The 16,237-nt window shown below is 73.1% G+C and carries 13 protein-coding genes; 9 read left to right on the plus strand and 4 right to left on the minus strand.

Features of this window, described 5'->3' with window-relative positions; genetic code table 11:
* Window positions 1-189: 189 nt before the first annotated feature.
* Window positions 190-2,724 (plus strand): glycoside hydrolase family 9 protein, encoded by a 2,535-nt coding sequence (locus tag BM242_RS09355; protein WP_093838212.1) that lies wholly within the window; start codon window positions 190-192, stop codon window positions 2,722-2,724.
* A gap of 142 nt (window positions 2,725-2,866) precedes the next feature.
* Here BM242_RS09355 and BM242_RS09360 read toward each other — a convergent pair whose 3' ends face one another.
* The 3 genes from BM242_RS09360 to BM242_RS09370 are packed head-to-tail and all read right to left on the minus strand — an operon-like array spanning window position 2,867 to window position 6,508.
* Window positions 2,867-5,203, minus strand: coding sequence for an ABC transporter permease (locus tag BM242_RS09360; protein ID WP_093838213.1), 2,337 nt, complete (start codon window positions 5,201-5,203; stop codon window positions 2,867-2,869).
* Between the two features lie 4 nt (window positions 5,204-5,207).
* Window positions 5,208-6,005, minus strand: coding sequence for an ABC transporter ATP-binding protein (locus BM242_RS09365; RefSeq protein WP_245833931.1), 798 nt, complete (start codon window positions 6,003-6,005; stop codon window positions 5,208-5,210).
* Complete coding sequence (locus tag BM242_RS09370; RefSeq protein ID WP_093838214.1) at window positions 6,002-6,508, minus strand: PadR family transcriptional regulator; 507 nt, start codon at window positions 6,506-6,508, stop codon at window positions 6,002-6,004. The genes BM242_RS09365 and BM242_RS09370 overlap by 4 nt, the downstream gene beginning before the upstream one ends.
* 185 nt (window positions 6,509-6,693) lie before the next feature.
* Between BM242_RS09370 and BM242_RS09375 the strand changes: the two genes are divergently transcribed.
* From BM242_RS09375 to BM242_RS09400, 6 genes are all read left to right on the plus strand, one after another.
* Complete coding sequence (locus tag BM242_RS09375) at window positions 6,694-7,959, plus strand: ABC transporter substrate-binding protein (protein ID WP_093838215.1); 1,266 nt, start codon at window positions 6,694-6,696, stop codon at window positions 7,957-7,959.
* Between the two features lie 141 nt (window positions 7,960-8,100).
* A complete protein-coding gene (locus tag BM242_RS09380) occupies window positions 8,101-9,474 on the plus strand; it encodes an ABC transporter substrate-binding protein (protein ID WP_093838216.1) in 1,374 nt (457 codons plus the stop codon).
* Between the two features lie 47 nt (window positions 9,475-9,521).
* Entirely contained in the window at window positions 9,522-10,955 is a 1,434-nt protein-coding gene (locus tag BM242_RS09385) for an ABC transporter permease (RefSeq protein ID WP_093838217.1), read from the plus strand.
* On the plus strand, window positions 10,952-11,800 hold the full coding sequence (locus BM242_RS09390; RefSeq protein ID WP_093838218.1) for a carbohydrate ABC transporter permease: 849 nt from the start codon (window positions 10,952-10,954) through the stop codon (window positions 11,798-11,800). Before BM242_RS09385 ends, BM242_RS09390 begins: the two co-directional genes overlap by 4 nt.
* Window positions 11,801-12,106: 306 nt before the next feature.
* Window positions 12,107-13,141: a LacI family DNA-binding transcriptional regulator gene (locus BM242_RS09395; protein ID WP_093838219.1), complete on the plus strand. Its 1,035-nt coding sequence runs from the start codon at window positions 12,107-12,109 to the stop codon at window positions 13,139-13,141.
* A gap of 156 nt (window positions 13,142-13,297) precedes the next feature.
* Window positions 13,298-14,200, plus strand: a complete 903-nt coding sequence (locus tag BM242_RS09400; protein WP_093838220.1) for an endonuclease/exonuclease/phosphatase family protein — start codon at window positions 13,298-13,300, stop codon at window positions 14,198-14,200.
* A 24-nt stretch (window positions 14,201-14,224) separates the two neighbouring features.
* Here BM242_RS09400 and BM242_RS09405 read toward each other — a convergent pair whose 3' ends face one another.
* Window positions 14,225-15,610, minus strand: coding sequence for an NsdA family TPR-like regulatory protein (locus BM242_RS09405; RefSeq protein ID WP_483883331.1), 1,386 nt, complete (start codon window positions 15,608-15,610; stop codon window positions 14,225-14,227).
* An 87-nt stretch (window positions 15,611-15,697) separates the two neighbouring features.
* Here BM242_RS09405 and BM242_RS29300 point away from each other — a divergent pair, with 87 nt between their 5' ends.
* The gene (locus BM242_RS29300; protein WP_175541324.1) at window positions 15,698-15,928 is read left to right on the plus strand and encodes a hypothetical protein; all 231 of its coding nucleotides are present in this window, start codon (window positions 15,698-15,700) and stop codon (window positions 15,926-15,928) included.
* Window positions 15,925-16,173: a DUF7848 domain-containing protein gene (locus BM242_RS29305; RefSeq protein ID WP_093838223.1), complete on the plus strand. Its 249-nt coding sequence runs from the start codon at window positions 15,925-15,927 to the stop codon at window positions 16,171-16,173. Before BM242_RS29300 ends, BM242_RS29305 begins: the two co-directional genes overlap by 4 nt.
* The last annotated feature ends 64 nt before the right edge of the window (window positions 16,174-16,237 follow it).

Consider the following 16,237-nt stretch of genomic DNA (forward strand, 5'->3'; position numbering starts at 1 on the left):
GTCTTGACGTGGACTCGTCGGCACCCGCAGGATGCCCGTGGGAGCGCTCCCGTAACCTGTCCGACATCGACCGAGGACCGAGGCGTGAGCCATCTTCCGCACCCCCCACTTTCAGCCACCCGGCGCAGACACCGCGGCCGGAACCTCCTTCTGGGCGGCACGGCGATCGGTGCCCTGATCGCCGGTGCCATGGCCGTCCCCTACGCCGGAGCCGCCGAAGGCCCCGAGCAGATCGTCAACGGCGACTTCTCCGCCGGCACCGCCCCCTGGTGGTGGACCGAGAACAGCCCCGCCTCGGTGGTGGACGGGGAGCTCTGCGCGGAGGTGCCCGCCGGCACCCTCAACCCCTGGGACGCGATCGTCGGCCAGGACGACATCCCGCTGGTCGCGGGTGAGGGCTACGAGCTGAGCTTCACCGCCCACGCCAGCATCCCGGTCACCATCCGCACCAATGTGCAGATGGCCGTGGACCCGTGGACCACCGAGCACTCCTCGGCCGATCAGATCACCACCGAGCCGGTCACCGTCAGCCACATCTTCGCCGCCGACGCCGACCACGACGCCGCCCAGCTCGCCTTCCAGATCGGCGGCAGCGAGGAGGCGTTCACCTTCTGCCTGGACAATGTCTCGCTCACCGGCGGTGCCGAGCCGCCCGTCTACGAGCCCGACACCGGCTCGCCGGTCCGGGTCAACCAGGTCGGCTACCTCACCGAGGGCCCCAAGAGCGGCACCTTCGTCTCCGACGAGACCACGCCGCTGGCCTGGACCCTGAACGCCTCCGACGGCACGACGGCGGCCACCGGCACCACCGAGGTGTTCGGCACCGACCCGACCTCGGACCAGCACGTCCACACCTTCGACTTCAGCGAGGTCACCGAGCCCGGCGAGGGCTACACCGTGACCATCGCGGGCGAGACCAGCGAGCCGTTCGACATCGGCGACGGCCTGTACTCGCAGCTCCGCAGCGACGCGCTGGCGTACTTCTACCACAACCGCAGCGGCATCGAGATCGACGCGGACCTGGTCGGCGCCGAGTACGCCCGGCCCGCCGGGCACCTCAATGTGGCGCCCAACCAGGGCGATGACAACGTGCCCTGCCAGCCCGGCGTCTGCGACTACACCCTGGATGTCACCGGCGGCTGGTACGACGCCGGCGACCACGGCAAGTACGTGGTCAACGGCGGTATCTCGGTCGCCCAGATGATGTCCGAGTACGAGCGCACCCTCACCGCCGAGCACGCCGACGGCGACCCGCTGGGCGACGGCGAGCTGCGCGTCCCCGAGCAGGGCAACGGCATCCCGGACATCCTGGACGAGGCCGCCTGGCAGCTCGACTTCCTGATGAAGATGCAGGTCCCCGCCGGCGAGGAACTGGCCGGCATGGCCCACCACAAGATCCATGACGAGAACTGGACCGGCCTGCCGCTGCTGCCGCACAACGACCCGCAGCTCCGCGAACTGCACCCGCCGTCCACCGCCGCCACCCTCAACCTGGCCGCCGCCGCGGCCCAGTGCGCCCGCCTCTTCGAGCCCTACGACGCGGCGTTCGCCGACCGCTGCCTGACCGCCGCCACCACCGCCTGGCAGGCCGCCGTGGCCAACCCGGAGATCTACGCCGACCCCAACGACGGCACTGGCGGCGGCGCCTACAGCGACAACAACGTCACCGACGAGTTCTACTGGGCCGCGGCCGAGCTGTTCACCACCACCGGTGACCCCGTCTACCGCGAGCACCTGGTGACCTCCCCGCTGCACGAGGACACCGACGCGCTGTTCCCGCGCGGCGGCCTGTCCTGGCAGTCCACCGCCGGACTGGGCGCCCTCACCCTGGCCACCGTGCCCAACGAGTTCACCGCCGCCGAGATGACCGGCATCCGCGCCCGGGTGACCGAGGCGGCCGACGGCTTCGCCGCCGACTCCCAGGCCGCGGCCTACGGCGTGCCGTTCGCCGGCACCAACTACGTCTGGGGCTCCAACAGCCAGGTCCTCAACAACATGGTGGTGCTGGGCACCGCCTACGACCTGACCGGCGACTCCAAGTACAGCGACGCGGTGCTGCGCGGCATGGACTACCTGCTCGGCCGCAACCCGCTCAACCAGTCGTACGTCACCGGCTACGGCGAGCGGGACTCCAAGAACCAGCACCACCGCTTCTGGGCCAACCAGCTCGACCCCGACCTGCCCAACCCGGCCCCCGGCTCGGTCGCGGGCGGCCCCAACGTCGAGATCCAGGACCCGGTCGCCCAGGACCTGCTCCAGGGCTGCGCCCCGGCCATGTGCTACGTGGACCACATCGAGTCCTGGGCCACCAATGAGATCACCATCAACTGGAACGCCCCGCTGGCCTGGGTCGCCGCCTTCGTGGACGACCTGGAGCCCGGCGACGGCAACGAGGAGCCGGAGGAGGCGGCCTGCGAGGTCACCTACACCTCCTACCGCTGGAGCAGCGGCTTCACCAGCTATGTGGAGATCACCAACACCGGCACCGAGCCGGTCAGCCCCTGGGAGCTGACCTGGTCCTTCGCCGACAACCAGCAGATCACCCACCACTGGAGCAGCCAGATCACCCAGACCGGCCAGGACGTCACCGCACGCCCGGCCGCCTGGAACGGCACCATCGCCCCGGGCGCCTCGGTGAGCTTCGGCTTCAACGGGACCTCCGCCGGCCAGGTCGCCGACCCCACCGCCTTCCAGCTCAACGGCGGCACCTGCACCACCGCATAACCCCGCACCACCCCCTCCACCCGTGCGGCCGGCCCTCCAGGGGACCGGCCGCACGGCCATGGCACCGGACGGACCGCCCCTCCCGCCCCCGCCGGCCGTCCACCGGCGGCGGCCCGCACCCCTCACCGGACCCGCCGGCGCGTCAGAGGGTCTCGGAGAGGGAGTCGGCCAGCCGGCGGCGCGCGGCGCGGGTGGCGGGAACCGCGGAGACGGCGACGGCACCGGCCACCGCCAGCACCACCACGGCCGCCAGCAGCGGCGGCGCCGGGGTCTGGGCGATACCGGCGCCGATGCCGCTGGAGCGGCCCTGGGCGTCGATCAGCCAGTGGCCGGCCGGGATGCCCAGCGCCGTGCCCGCCACCGCGGCGGCCAGCGCGGTGAAGCCGGTGGCGGTGACCATCACGGCGCCGATCTGGCGCGGGGTGAGGCCGATCGCCTTCAGGGCCAGCAGATCCCGGCGGCGGTCCCGTACCCCGGCGGCGATGGCGGTGAGCAGCTCGGTCAGACCGATCAGCGCCAGCACCGCGACCATGCCGGTCAGCACCGCGGAGGCGGCGGAGAGGCCGTCGGCCGGATTGGGCACGGCGCGGATGTCCAGCCGGCCGTCCGCGGCGGCGGCCAGATCGGCGCGGACCGCGTCCGGATCGGCTCCCGGGCGGAGCACGAGCTGGTAGAAGCCGGGATCCAGGCGGGGGTCGGTCTCCCGGAGGGTGGCCAGGGCGGTGGACAGGACCCGGCCGTTCTTGTCCGGCTCCAGGGAGCGGCCCACGATATGCAGGATCTGCGGGCGGCCCTCCACGGTCATCCGCACCCAGTCGCCCACCCGGACCTGGAGCAGATCGAGCAGCCCCTGCCCGGCGACCGCCTCGTCCGGCCCGTGCGGCAGCCGGCCGTCGACCACGGTGAAGGGGTAGTCCCCGCCGAGGCCGCGCAGGGTGATGGTGCCGGTCTGGCCGGGAATCAGGGCGGCCACCTCGGCGCCCGGGTGGACGGTCAGCACGTCCGGGTGGCCGGCCAGGAGGGAACGGGCCTGCGCGTCGTCGGCCGTCCGCCCGGCCGCGGCGGCGTGCGGCGGGTGGGCGGTCAGCGCGGCCGGCAGGCCCAGTTCGGCCGGGCTGCTCCGGAAGCGTTCCACCGTGGTCCAGGCGCTCAGCGCCACGGTGATCATCAGCAGCGGCAGCGCCAGCCGGGCCACGCCCAGCACGGTGCGCGCCCGGCACGGGAAGGCGCCGCGCCAGCCCAGCACCAGCGCGGGCGGCAGCCGCAGGCCCAGCGCCCGGCGCGCCAGCCCGGTCATCGGCCGCCCGGCGGGCAGCGCCGCCCGCCCGGCCGGCACCGGCGGCACCCGTCCCGCGCCCCAGGCCGTCAGCGAGGTGGCGGCGGCGATGAAGGCCACGGTGGCGGCCGGCACCGCGGCCAGCATCCCGGTGGAGCCGGGGAGTTCCCGCCACACCGCGGTGGCATCCCCGATCCGGCCCGGCAGCAGGCCGCCGAGCACGGCGATCAGCCCGGTGCCCAGGGCCGCGCCCAGCAGGGCGAAGCCCAGATGCTGGACGAGGAAGATGCGGACCACCTGGCCCGGGGTGAAGCCGACGGCCTTGAGCACCGCGATGTCCCGCAACTGGCCGCGGATGCGCACCCCGATGGCGCCGGAGGCGGCCGGCCCGGCGGCCAGCAGCGCGCCCAGGCCGAAGACGGCGAACAGCAGGCCCAGGGTGCGGTCGCTGCCGCCGCCCTCGCCGCGCGCCTGCCGCCAGTCGGTGACCTGGATCACCTGGTCCGCGCCCAGCAGGGTGACCGCCCGCTGCACCAGATAGTCGGTGTCCGCCGGGTCGGCGAGGCGGAGGCCGACGGCCTGCCCGGTGCGGTCGGCGGCGGCGCGGTCCAGCACCGCCGGGGGTGCCCAGGCCACGCCGGGACGTTCGCCGGGCCGGTAGCCGGGCTCGGCGGTCTCGGCCACCCCGACCACCCGCAGGGTGCGGTGTCCGCCGTCCGTCCCCGGCACGGCGAGCAGGGTGCCGGGCTCGGCCCACAGCTCCTCGGCCAGCGAGCGCTCCAGCACCACGCCGCCGGCCGTGTCGCCGGACTCCCGGGCGTCCTGGCCGTTCAGCCAGCGGCCGGTGACGAGCTGCGGCCGGGCGACGGCCGGCCGTTCGGTGCCGGCCGCCCGGAGCTCCAGTTCGGCCGGGACGCCGCGGGCCTCGGTGGTGGTGCGGACGGTGCGGTGCGGCCCGGACATGCCCCGCACCCCGTCCAGCCCGGTCAGCGCCCCGGTGTCGGCGCCGGCGCGGGTGTGCAGCCAGATGTGGGCGCCCTCGGACTGGGTGAAGACCCGCTGCCAGGGGTTGGCGGCGTAGCCGAACAGCGCCGCGGCCAGCAGCAGCGAGGCCACAATGCCGGCCGTGGCCAGGACGAAGAACAGGGCTTCGCCGCGGTGTGCCCGCAGATCGGCGTGCGCCCAGCGCAGCGTGGCCCGCACGGCGTCAGTCCTTCAGTCCCAGCACGCCGGACACTCCCCGGCCGCGGCGGCCGTTCCCGCCGCCCGGGCCGTCCCCGTCCAGCGGGGCGTCGTCGGTGATCCGTCCGTCGAAGAGGCTGAGCACCCGGTCGGCGGCGCTGGCCATCCGGGCGTCGTGGGTGACCAGCACGATGGTCTGGCCGCGCCGGTGGAAGCGGGTGAGCAGCCGCAGCACCTCGCGGGTGCCGCGGCTGTCCAGGCTGCCCGCCGGTTCGTCGGCCAGCAGCAGGTCGGGGTGGTTGACCAGGGCCCGGGCCAGGGCCACCCGCTGCTGTTCGCCGCCGGACAGCTCGCCGGGCATGGCCCGCTCCTTGCCGTCCATGCCGAGCTCGGCCAGCAGTCCGGCGCGCGTCTCGCGGGCGGCCCGCGGCGGGACGCCGGCCAGCAGCGCGGGCAGTTCCACATTGTCGGCCACGGTGAGATTGGAGACCAGGTTGAAGAACTGGAAGACCACGCCGACGCGGCGGCGGCGCAGCACCGCCCAGCGGGTCTCGCTGTAGCCGTCGACCCGGCGGCCGTCGATCCATATCCGGCCGCTGTCCGGGCGCTGGAGGCCGCCGAGCAGATGCAGCAGGGTGGACTTGCCGGCCCCGGAGGGCCCGGTGACGGCGACGAACTCGCCGCGGTCCACATGCAGGTCCACGCCGCGCACCGCGTGCACCGGGCCGCCCTCGCCGCGGTGTGTCCTGGTCAGGCCCTCGGCGCGCAGCAGGGCGGTGCCGGCCGGTGCGTCGTCGTCCCGGTCTCGGTCGGCTCGGCTCACTCGAACTCCTCCTGACAGCGTTCCAGCCAGTCGAGGTCGGCCTGCAGATGCAGCATGGCGCCCTCGATCAGCAGCTGGGCCACCCGGTTGTCCCGGTCCTCCGCGGCGGCCAGCTTGGACAGGCTCCGCATGGTATTGAGGTACTGGCGCCGCTGTCTGTTGATGAGCGCCACCCGGTCGGCCATCCCGGTCCGGGGGGCCAGTGCCAGCTTCATGAAGAACTCGTCCCGCACCCGCGGCTCGTCGGCGGTGTCCTCGAACCAGGCCGCGACGGCCTCGCGCCCGGCCTCGGTGAGCCGGTAGGTCCGCTTGTTGGGACGGCTCTCCTGCTCCACCTCCTCGCCCTCGATCAGCCCGGTTTTCTCCAGCCGGCCCAGGGTGACGTAGATCTGGCCCACATTGGGCTGCGGATAGGCGGCGCCCAGCAGTTTTTCGAGTTGCTGTTTGAGCTCGTAGCCATGGGCGGGGCCGTGTGCGAGGAGAGCCAGGATCGGCAGACGCACGCGCGCCCTCCTCCTCCCCGTCCGGGGCTCGTACAGTGCGGTGCCGGCGGCGGGCGCCCGGTGCGCCCCGTCCCGTGCCGCGGGTGGATCGTGATGGACGGCCCATTATCGCGCATAGCTAACGGTTATATGATCTGACCCGGGTGTGGCGACGGGGCTGCCCTCGCCGGGGACGGGAGGTGCCGATGCCGTGGATGCGGGCCGCCGGGCGCGGGCTGCTGGCCGTGCTCGCCCTGCTCGCCGGATACGCCGCCGCCGCGCCGGAGCCGGCGCGGGCCGCCGGGCGCGGGCCGCTGACCCTGGTCACCGCGGGTGATCTGACGGGCTACTGGGCCGGCCTGCTGGCGGACTGGAACGAGGCGCACCCGGACGAACGGGTCACCCTGATCGAGCTGCCGGAGGCCGCGGACGAGACCCGCGCCCAGATGATCACCGAACTGCGCTCCGGCAGCGGCCGCTTCGATGTGCTCAACATCGACGTGGCCTGGACCTCGGAGTTCGCCGCGGCCGGCTGGATCACCGCGCTCGACCCGGACCGTTTCGACCTGGACTCCTTTCTGCCGCCGGTGATGGACACCGCGACCTTCGGCGGCCGGCTCTACGCCGTTCCCCATGTGACCAACGCCGGGCTGCTGTTCTACCGCACCGACATCCTGGCGGCGGCCGGCGCGGAGCCGCCCCGCACCTGGGCGGAGCTGGCCGGGCTGGCCCGCACGGTGGCGCCCGAGCACGGACTGGACGGCTATGCGGGCCAGTTCCTGCCCTACGAGGGGCTGACCGTGAACGCCACCGAGGCGGTGGCCTCGGCCGGCGGCTCGTTCCTGGCGGGCGAGGGCACCCGGGTGACCGCCGGCTCCGACGCGGTGCGCGAGGGGCTGGAGTTCCTGGCCGGCGGGGTGCGCGAGGGCTGGATTCCGCGCGCCGCCCTGACCTGGAAGGAGGAGGAGTCGCGGCGGGCCTTCCAGGACGGGAGGCTGCTGTTCCTGCGCAACTGGCCCTATGTGTACACCCAGGCCAACGCGCCGGGTTCGGCGGTGGCCGGCAAGGTGGGCGCGGTGCCGCTGCCCGGCCCCGGGGGACCGGGCGCCAATGTGCTGGGCGGTGCCAATCTGGCGATCAGCAGCGGCTCCCGCCACCCGGAGTCGGCCGCCGATCTGATCGCCTATCTCACCAGTGAGCCGGTGCAGCGCCGGGTGCTGACCGAGGGATCGCTGCCCCCGGTGCGGGCCTCGCTCTACGACGATCCCGCGCTGGTGCGCGAGCACCCCTATCTGCCGACGCTGCGCAGCAGTGTGCTGGCGGCCGAACCGCGGCCCAAGAGCGCGCACTACGACCAGGTCAGCCTGGCCGTGCAGGCGGTGGTGCACGATGTGATGACGCTGCGTCAGTCTCCGCAGGACGCGGTGGACCGGCTGGGCCGGGAGCTGACGGCCATCGTGCGCCGGGACTGAGCCCTGGCCGGCCCGGGCGGGAACCGCTTACCTAACCGTTAAGCATTTTCCTCCCTGCAAGCCCGTTGACACCCGTCCGTCGTCGCTACCTAACATGCATCTATAACCGTTGGATGCCGCTCGAAGGGACGACATACCGTCATGAGCCGACTGACCCGGCCCGCAACCGCCTCCAGAACCAGCCTCGGCCGCGTCCGCCGGTTCACCGCCGCGGGCGCCGCCCTGCTCGCCCTCTCCCTCACCGCCACCGCCTGCGGGGACGACGCGGACTCCGCCTCCGGCGACGGCTCCGGCCAGGACCTCAGCGGCCAGACCGTATCCGTGGCCGGGGTGTGGACCGGCACCGAACTCGACAACTTCCAGCAGGTGCTGGACGCGTTCACCGAGGAGACCGGGGCCAAGACCACCTTCACCTCCACCGGCGACAACCTGGCCACCTTCGTCGGCAGCAAGATCCAGGGCGGCTCCGCGCCCGATGTGGTGCTGGTCGCCCAGCTCGGCGTGCTCCAGGAGTTCGCCCGCTCCGGCTGGCTGCTGCCGCTGGACGAGACGGTCGACGCCACCGCCACCGCCAACTTCGCCGGCGTCTGGCGCGACTACGGCACCGTGGACGGCACCTTCTACGGCCTGTACTTCAAGGCCGCCCACAAGTCGACCATCTGGTACAGCCCGGAGGCGTTCGCGGCTGCCGGCGTGGAGCCGGCCACCAGCTACGAGGAACTGATCGAGAACGCCAACACCCTCGCCGACTCCGGCCTGCCCGCCTTCGCCGTGGCCGGCGCCGACGGCTGGACCCTCACCGACTGGTTCGAGAACATCTACCTCTCCCAGGCCGGGCCGGAGATGTACGACAAGCTCGCCACCCACGAGATCCCCTGGACCGACCCGTCCGTGGTGACGGCCCTGACCACCCTCGGCGAACTGTTCTCCAGCGAGGAACTGCTCGCCGGCGGCGCCGACGGCGCCCTCGCCACCGACTTCCCCACCTCCGTCGGCAAGGTCTTCGGCCCCGAGCCGGAGGCCGCCATGGTCTACGAGGGCGACTTCGTCGGCGGCCTGGCCAGCGAGGACTACGGCCGCACCCTGGGCGAGGACGCCCTCTTCTTCCCCTTCCCGCCGGTGGACGGCGGCGCCGCACCGGTGGTCAGCGGCGGCGACGCCGCGGTGATCCTCAAGGACGGCGGGAACAACGAGGCCGCCCAGCGGCTGGTGGAGTTCCTGGCCACCCCGGAGGCCGCCGCCATCTGGGCCGGGGCCGGCGGCTTCCTCTCCCCGAACAGCGCCCTGGACCTGTCCGCCTACGGCGACGAGATCACCCAGGAGACCGCCGCCTCGCTGATCGAGGCCGGTGACACCGTCCGCTTCGACATGTCCGACCAGGCCCCCGCCGCCTTCGGCGGCACCAGCGGCGCCGGCGAGTGGAAGATCCTCCAGGACTTCCTGCGCGACCCCTCCGACCCCCAGGCCACCGCCGAAGCCCTGGAGACCGAGGCCGCCAAGGCCTTCGGCGACTGAGCCCGGAGACCGCCGAGGAGCCGAGCAAGGACCGAGGACACCACGCGATGACGTCCGTCACCTCCCCGCCCCCGCCCCCGCAGCCGGCCGGGTCCCCCGCCCCGCCCCTCCCCGCGCCCCGGCGCGGTACCGCCACCCGGCGGCGCCGCACCGGGCGGGGGACCCGGCCCGACGGCCGCCCCGGTGTCCGGGGCCGCCGGATCACCTCCTGGATCTTCGTCTTCCCCGCCCTGCTTCTGCTCGGCGCCCTGGTGGTCTACCCGGTGGTCTTCTCCATCGGCCGCTCGCTGTTCGACGCGGACGGCGACCGCTTCGTCGGGCTCGGCAACTACACCGAACTGTTCGCCGACGACGCCACCCTGACCGCCATCCGCAACAGCGCCATCTGGGTCGTGGTGGCCCCCGCCGTGCTCACCGGCCTCGGCCTGGTGCTGGGCGTGCTCACCGAGAAGATCCGCTGGGCCACCGCCTTCAAACTGGTGCTCTTCCTGCCCATGGCGGTCTCCTTCCTCGCCGCGGGCATCATCTTCCGCCTCGCCTACGAGCAGGACCCCGACCGCGGCCTGCTGAACGCGGTGGCCACCGGCGTGCACGACACCTTCGCCGACGAGGCCGCCTACCCGACCGCCCGCGCCCGCGAGGACGCCGGCCTGACACCCGGTCCGGACGGCTCCTATCTGAGCGCCCGGACCGCCGCCCCCGGCCAGACCCTTGACCTCGGTCTGGTCGGCATCGCCCCCGGAGACCTCCCGGGAGAGGCGGAGCCCGCGCACGGGGCGGGCTCCGCCCAGGCGGCCGTGGACGAACTCCGCGGCACGGTCTGGCTCGACTTCGCCCCGGGCGGCGGCGGAGAGCCGGGCCGGGTGGACCCCGGCGAGAGCGGACTGCCCGGCATCACCGTCCAGGCCCTGGCGGCCGACGGGGAGACGGTCGCGGCCACCGCCACCACCGCGCCGGACGGCAGCTTCGCCCTCACCGGCCTGCCGGACGGCGAATACACCGTCAGGCTCCCCGCCGGAAACTTCGCCGAGCCCTACGGCGGCGTCTCCTGGCTCGGCCCGGCCATGATCACCCCGGCCGTCATCGGCGCCTATCTGTGGATCTGGACCGGCTTCGCCGTGGTGCTGATCGGCGCCGGACTCGCCTCGCTGCCCCGGGACGCCCTGGAGGCCGCGCGGATCGACGGCGCCAACGAGTGGCAGATCTTCCGCCGGATCACCGTGCCGATGCTCGCGCCGGTGCTCACGGTCGTCTTCGTCACCCTGGTGATCAATGTGATGAAGGTCTTCGACCTGGTGTACGTCATCGCCCCCGGACCGGTGCAGGAGGACGCCGCCGTGCTGGCCACCCGGATGTGGATCGTCTCCTTCGGCGGCGGCAACGACCAGGGCATGGGCAGCGCGCTGGCCGTGCTGCTGCTGCTCCTGGTGATCCCCGCCATGGTGTTCAACGTCCGCCGCTTCCGCCGGAGCGGATCATGAGCCCCGCCGCCCGGCTCACCGGGCTGCTCACCTCCGGCGCGGTGCGGATCGCGCTGCTGCTGATCGCGCTGGTCTGGCTCACCCCGCTGGCCGGGCTGCTGTTCTCCTCGCTGCGCACCGAACAGGACAACCAGGCCAGCGGCTGGTGGACGGCGCTGACCGAGCCGCGCCGGCTCTCCTTCGACAACTACACCGCGCTGCTGGACAACAGCGGCATCACCCAGGCGCTGGGCAACACCGTGCTGATCGCGGTGCCCGCCACCGTGCTGGTGGTGATCATCGCCGCGCTCGCCGGATACGCCTTCGCCTGGCTGGAGTTCCCCGGCCGGGACTGGATCTTCCTGCTGGTGGTGGCGCTGCTGGTGGTGCCGGTCCAGATCGGTCTGCTGCCGGTGGCCGAACTCTTCGGCGAACTCGGCCTGTTCGGCACCATCCCCGGCGTGGTGCTGTTCCATGTCGCCTACGGCCTGCCGTTCGCCGTCTTCCTGCTGCGCAACTACTTCGCGGAGATCCCGCGGGAGATGCTGGAGGCGGCCCGGCTGGACGGCGGCAACGAATGGCGCATCTTCGGCCAGTTGGTGCTGCCGCTGGGCCGGCCCGCCCTGGCCAGTCTGGCCATCTTCCAGTTCCTGTGGGTGTGGAACGACATGCTGGTGGCGCTGCTGTTCGCGGACGCCGACTCGCAGCCGCTGACGGTGGCGCTGCAGTCCGAGATGCGGCAGTTCGGCAGCAACATCGGGGTGCTGGCGCCGGGGGCGTTCCTCTCCCTGGTGATCCCGGTGATCGTGTTCTTCGCCTTCCAGCGGCACTTCGTCCAGGGGGTGATGGCGGGCTCGGTGAAATGAGCCGCCGCCGGTACCGCCGGACGGCTCCGGGCCGGTGATCCGCGGGCCGCTCCGCCCCCTCCTGCGGGCCCGCGGATCACCACTCACCTCCCGGCCGCCGGCGGCGCGGCAGCGGCCGTTGTGCCGCCGCACAACCCCCCTTGGGCAAGGGAGCTGAAAGTTTCGATCTGGCATCGAATCTTTCTGCGCAGGTTTGTCGTGACAGGTCAGTGGCCCTGTCTTGGGAGGGGCCGGGGTGATGCCCCCGCAATCCGGTCCCGCATACCCCACCCTGTTCTCCGAAACTTTTCGGCTAGACTTCTGCCCATGGCAACGAAGAGGCGGGTGACGATCGCGCTGATCGCCGAGGAGGCCGGGGTCTCGATCCCCACGGTCTCCAAGGTCATCAACGGACGTCCGGAGGTGGCGCCGGAGACCCGGCAGCGGGTCGAGCGGCTGCTGCACAAGCATGGGTACCAGCGGCGGGTGAGCCAGGACGGCGAGCCGGCCGGCCTGATCGATCTGGTCTTCGCCGAGATCGAGAGTCCCTGGGCGATCGAGATCATCCGCGGTGCGGAGAGCGCCGCCCGGGAGGCCGGCGGCAGCGTCGTGATCTCGGTCCTGCACACCCATGCCGGCCCCGGCCGGGACTGGCTGGAACGCATCGCCGCCCGCCGCACCGACGGCGTGGTGATCGTCGCCTCCCGGCTCTCCGGCGCCATACAGGCCCAGCTCACCGCCCGCTCCCTGCCCTTCGTGGTGGTCGATCCGGAGGGCGAGCCCGCCCCCGGCGTGGTCTCGGTCGGCGCCACCAACTGGAACGGCGGCCTGGCCGCCACCCGGCATCTGCTGGAGCTGGGCCACCGGCGGATCGGCGTGATCAGCGGCCCGGCCGACATGCTCTGCAGCCAGGCCCGTATCGACGGCTACCGGGCCGCCCTGGAGACCGCCGGGGTGGAGGTGGTGCCCGAGCTGATCCGGCGCGGCACCTTCCTGGTGGACTCCGGCCACGACCACGGCCATGCCCTGCTGTCCCTGGACAACCCGCCCACCGCGATCTTCGCCGGCAGTGACCTCCAGGCGTTCGGGGTGTTCGAGGCCGCCCGGCAGCGCGGGCTGCGGGTGCCGGAGGACCTCAGCGTGGTCGGCTTCGACGACCTGCCGCTGTCCCGCTCGGCCTGGCCCCCGCTGACCACCGTCCGGCAGCCGCTGGAGGAGATGGCCGCGCTGGCCACCCGCACCGTGCTGACCATGGGCCGCGGCGAGGCCCCGGAGACCCGGCGGGTGGAACTGGCCACCGACCTGATCGTCCGCGACTCCACCGCCCCGCCCCGCGCGGGCGCGGCCCACGCCGAGCCCTGACCGCGGATGCGGGGGCGGCCCCGCGCGGCCGGATCCCGAGGAGTGGCGGGCGCGGCCCTCGTCAGGCGCGGGAATACGGTATGACCATTCCCTCTCCGCGGGTGTTTTCGCCCCGCGGGGGGCATGGCCGGCGGCTCCCGGGGCTAGCGCATCCGCATGATCACCTGCTCCGGCCGCGGCCCGTGGGCCGCCGCCCTCGCGCTGACCGCGGCACTTCTGAGCCTCGTGCTCGCCCATCCTGCCGCCGCCCGCCCCCCGCACCCACCGGAGGCCGCCATGTCCGGGGCCGGACCGTCCGCCGCAGCCGCCGAGCCGGTCGCCGTCACCGGCATGATCGGCACCTACAACATCTACGGCAACGTCGGCCACCGGGGCGACGCGGGCACCTGGATCGAGGAGGAGGCGGAACGGCTGCACGCCATCGCCCCGCCCGGCGGCTGGTTCTCGCTCGCCCTCCAGGAGGTGTGCCACAACCAGGGCGCCGCCCTGGCCGCCGCCACCGGCATGCACGGCACCTTCTACGACACCGGCGTCACCTGCGCGAACGGCGAGCGCTACGGCAATGTCATCCTGACCCGCAGTGCCCCCCTGCGCACCCACACGTACACCTTCCCCACCCAGACCGGCCGCGAGGAGAAGCGCGGCGCGGTGTGCGCGGTCTTCCCGGCGATCCTGGGCGAGGTGGTGACATGCAGCGTGCACCTGGAGTCCGGCAGCGAGGAAGTGCGCGCCGCGCAGGCCGCGGAACTGATGGCCTGGCAGCCCGGCGGCCGTCCCTTCGAGGACTACGCCGCGGCGCTGATCGGCGGGGACCTCAACGCCGAGCCGCACCACGCCACGGTGACGCCGCTGTACCAGGCGGCGGAGGAGGCCGACGGCCCCCGCGACGCCTGGCGCCACGCCACCCATGACGACGGCCGCAAGCTGGACTATCTCTTCACCACCGGAACCAGCAGCAACACCCACTGGCGCACCACCGCGACCACCGCGGTCGCCACCCCCCACTCCGACCACCTGATCTACGCCAGCCGCCTCGACTGCACCCTCTGCCTGGTCTGAGCCCGGCCCGCCCGGGCCGGCCGCTCACACCGCGGTCAGGTCCCGGGCGCGGTCCCGGAAATCGGCGACGAGGCGGTGACCGCCGAACCGGCTCATGCGGTGCTCCAGCTCCTGCACGGCCTCCACCGTCCGGGACGAGCTGACCTGCCGGGCGAGGGACAGGGTGCGCAGGCCGGCGGCATGGGCGGCGTCGAGATCGCCCCGCTGGAGGTGGGAAGCCGCGAGGGCCGCATGCGACATGGCTCCGCGACGGGCGCGCTGCTGTCTGCCCGCGTGCTCGATGGACCGCCGCGCATGCTCCTCGGCGGCTGCGCAGTCCCCGAGGTCGCGAAAGGTGTAGGCGTGTTCCCCGTGGAGGTAGGCCGGGTCGATGAACGCCGCCCACTGCGGCTCCTCCGCCGGACGGACGGTCTCATAGGCCGCCTCGGAAGCGGCCACCGCCGAGGACGCGGCCCGCCGGTCTCCCAGCCGTGCCCACGCCCGCGCCTCCAGTGCCCACAAATCCGACAGGCAGGCCGGTGAGGTCGTTTTCTTCAGCCCGGCACGGCCCGCCTGGGCAAGGCGGCGGCCCTCTTCCGGATGCCCCAGCAGGGTGGCCTGGTCGGCCATGCCCGCCAGCACGTGCGCGCCCAGCGCCGCGTTGCGGGACTCCTCCGCAAGGCGCAGCGACTGGATCAGATAGCGCTGAGCGGTGCCGTGTTCACCGCTGTCATAGGCCATCCAGCCGAGCAGGTATGTCTGTTCGGCGGCGGCCTCGCACAATGCCCGGTGCACCTCCTCCGCGTGGGTCCGGCGGAGCAGCGGGAAGACGTGGGCGTTCAGATACCCGGCCAGCGCGAGCCGTCCGGATCCGCCGCCCTGGAAGATGTCCATGCGCTGGAAGACGGCGAACATGCCACGGACCGCGGTGACATCGTCCGGACCGACCCGGGGCCCGGCTGCGGAATGCTCCAGGGTGGCCAGCAGCCAGTCGCGGGACGGGCCGATGCCGGCGGCTGCGGCGAAGGGCGCTGAGGCCAGGAAGTTTCGGCGATCCACGTCCGCCCTCCCGAGGTCGGCGACGGCTTCCACCGTAGCCGGGTAGGAAGCGTCGTAGACAAGACCTCTGTCCGCCATCGCGCCCTCGCCCATACCGAGGTCATAGGTGGTCACCCGGTAACCCACGGCCGACGAGAAGATGTCGGCCAGGATGTCCGGAACCGGTGGCCGGGGACGCTCACCGTGCAGCCACCGGCGCACGCTGCTGGCGTCCGGGGCGATGTGCGGATGTCCCCGCTTTCTGGCCCCGGCCCGGGTCCGGCGGGCCAGTTCACCCTGGCTCATGGCCGATCGGCGGAGCCATTCCGCAAGTTGTCCGTTCTGAGTCCGCACGGTTTCCCGGCCTTTCTTGCGCGGGTGCTGAACCAACACCCTTCAACACCCCTACGGAGAGTACCCGTCCGGGCACGGCGGAGGTTGGCTGTTCGGAAAGAACCCATGGGAAGGGAGCGCTGAGGGATGACGAGGTCTGCGGAGCTGGTGCCGGGGGTGCTGGTGCGGGATGCGGTGCTGGACCGGGTGGGGGAGGTGCGGGAGGTCCGGGGCCGCCGCGTGTATCTGCGTCCGCCGGCGGGCGGCCGGGAGTGGGAGGCCGATCCGGAGAAGCTGACCGTGCTCGGCGAGGCGGAGGCGCTGCGGGTGCGGGTGGCCGTGGAGAACCGCCGCTCCCGGTCGGGGGACCTGCGATGAGCGCCCCGGCCGCCGCCGAGTGGGTTCTCACGGTCACCGGCCCGAGCAGGTTCGTGGTTGTCTGCCTGGCGTGCGGCAGCCGCTCGGAGCCCGGCTGCGAGGGGTCCGTGGCCCTGGTGGACTGGGCGCTGTCCCACACCGCCGCCGCTCCGGATCACCACGAGTACCGGATGGAGGCGTCCCAGCCCTGGCGGGTCGTCCGCTTCGGCCCACGGAACCGCAGGGGTGGCAATTGCCGTCGGTAAACTCGTGAGGCAGGTTACGGGGGAGGGTGCGAACCGCCGCTCGGTCCCCGCCTGACGACGTTTC

The sequence above is a fragment of the Streptomyces aidingensis genome, assembly GCF_900112355.1.
In the GTDB taxonomy this organism is placed as follows: domain Bacteria; phylum Actinomycetota; class Actinomycetes; order Streptomycetales; family Streptomycetaceae; genus Streptomyces; species Streptomyces aidingensis.

Excerpts from the sequence above, each read along its gene's own strand:
- BM242_RS09385 (WP_093838217.1), top strand. The coding sequence starts at position 9,522 with ATGACGTCCGTCACCTCCCCGCCCCCGCCCCCGCAGCCGGCCGGGTCC.
- BM242_RS29305 (WP_093838223.1), top strand. The coding sequence starts at position 15,925 with ATGAGCGCCCCGGCCGCCGCCGAGTGGGTTCTCACGGTCACCGGCCCG.
- BM242_RS09390 (WP_093838218.1), top strand. The coding sequence starts at position 10,952 with ATGAGCCCCGCCGCCCGGCTCACCGGGCTGCTCACCTCCGGCGCGGTG.
- BM242_RS09375 (WP_093838215.1), top strand. The coding sequence starts at position 6,694 with ATGCCGTGGATGCGGGCCGCCGGGCGCGGGCTGCTGGCCGTGCTCGCC.
- BM242_RS09400 (WP_093838220.1), top strand. The coding sequence starts at position 13,298 with ATGATCACCTGCTCCGGCCGCGGCCCGTGGGCCGCCGCCCTCGCGCTG.
- BM242_RS29300 (WP_175541324.1), top strand. The coding sequence starts at position 15,698 with ATGACGAGGTCTGCGGAGCTGGTGCCGGGGGTGCTGGTGCGGGATGCG.
- BM242_RS09395 (WP_093838219.1), top strand. The coding sequence starts at position 12,107 with ATGGCAACGAAGAGGCGGGTGACGATCGCGCTGATCGCCGAGGAGGCC.
- BM242_RS09355 (WP_093838212.1), top strand. The coding sequence starts at position 190 with ATGGCCGTCCCCTACGCCGGAGCCGCCGAAGGCCCCGAGCAGATCGTC.
- BM242_RS09380 (WP_093838216.1), top strand. The coding sequence starts at position 8,101 with ATGAGCCGACTGACCCGGCCCGCAACCGCCTCCAGAACCAGCCTCGGC.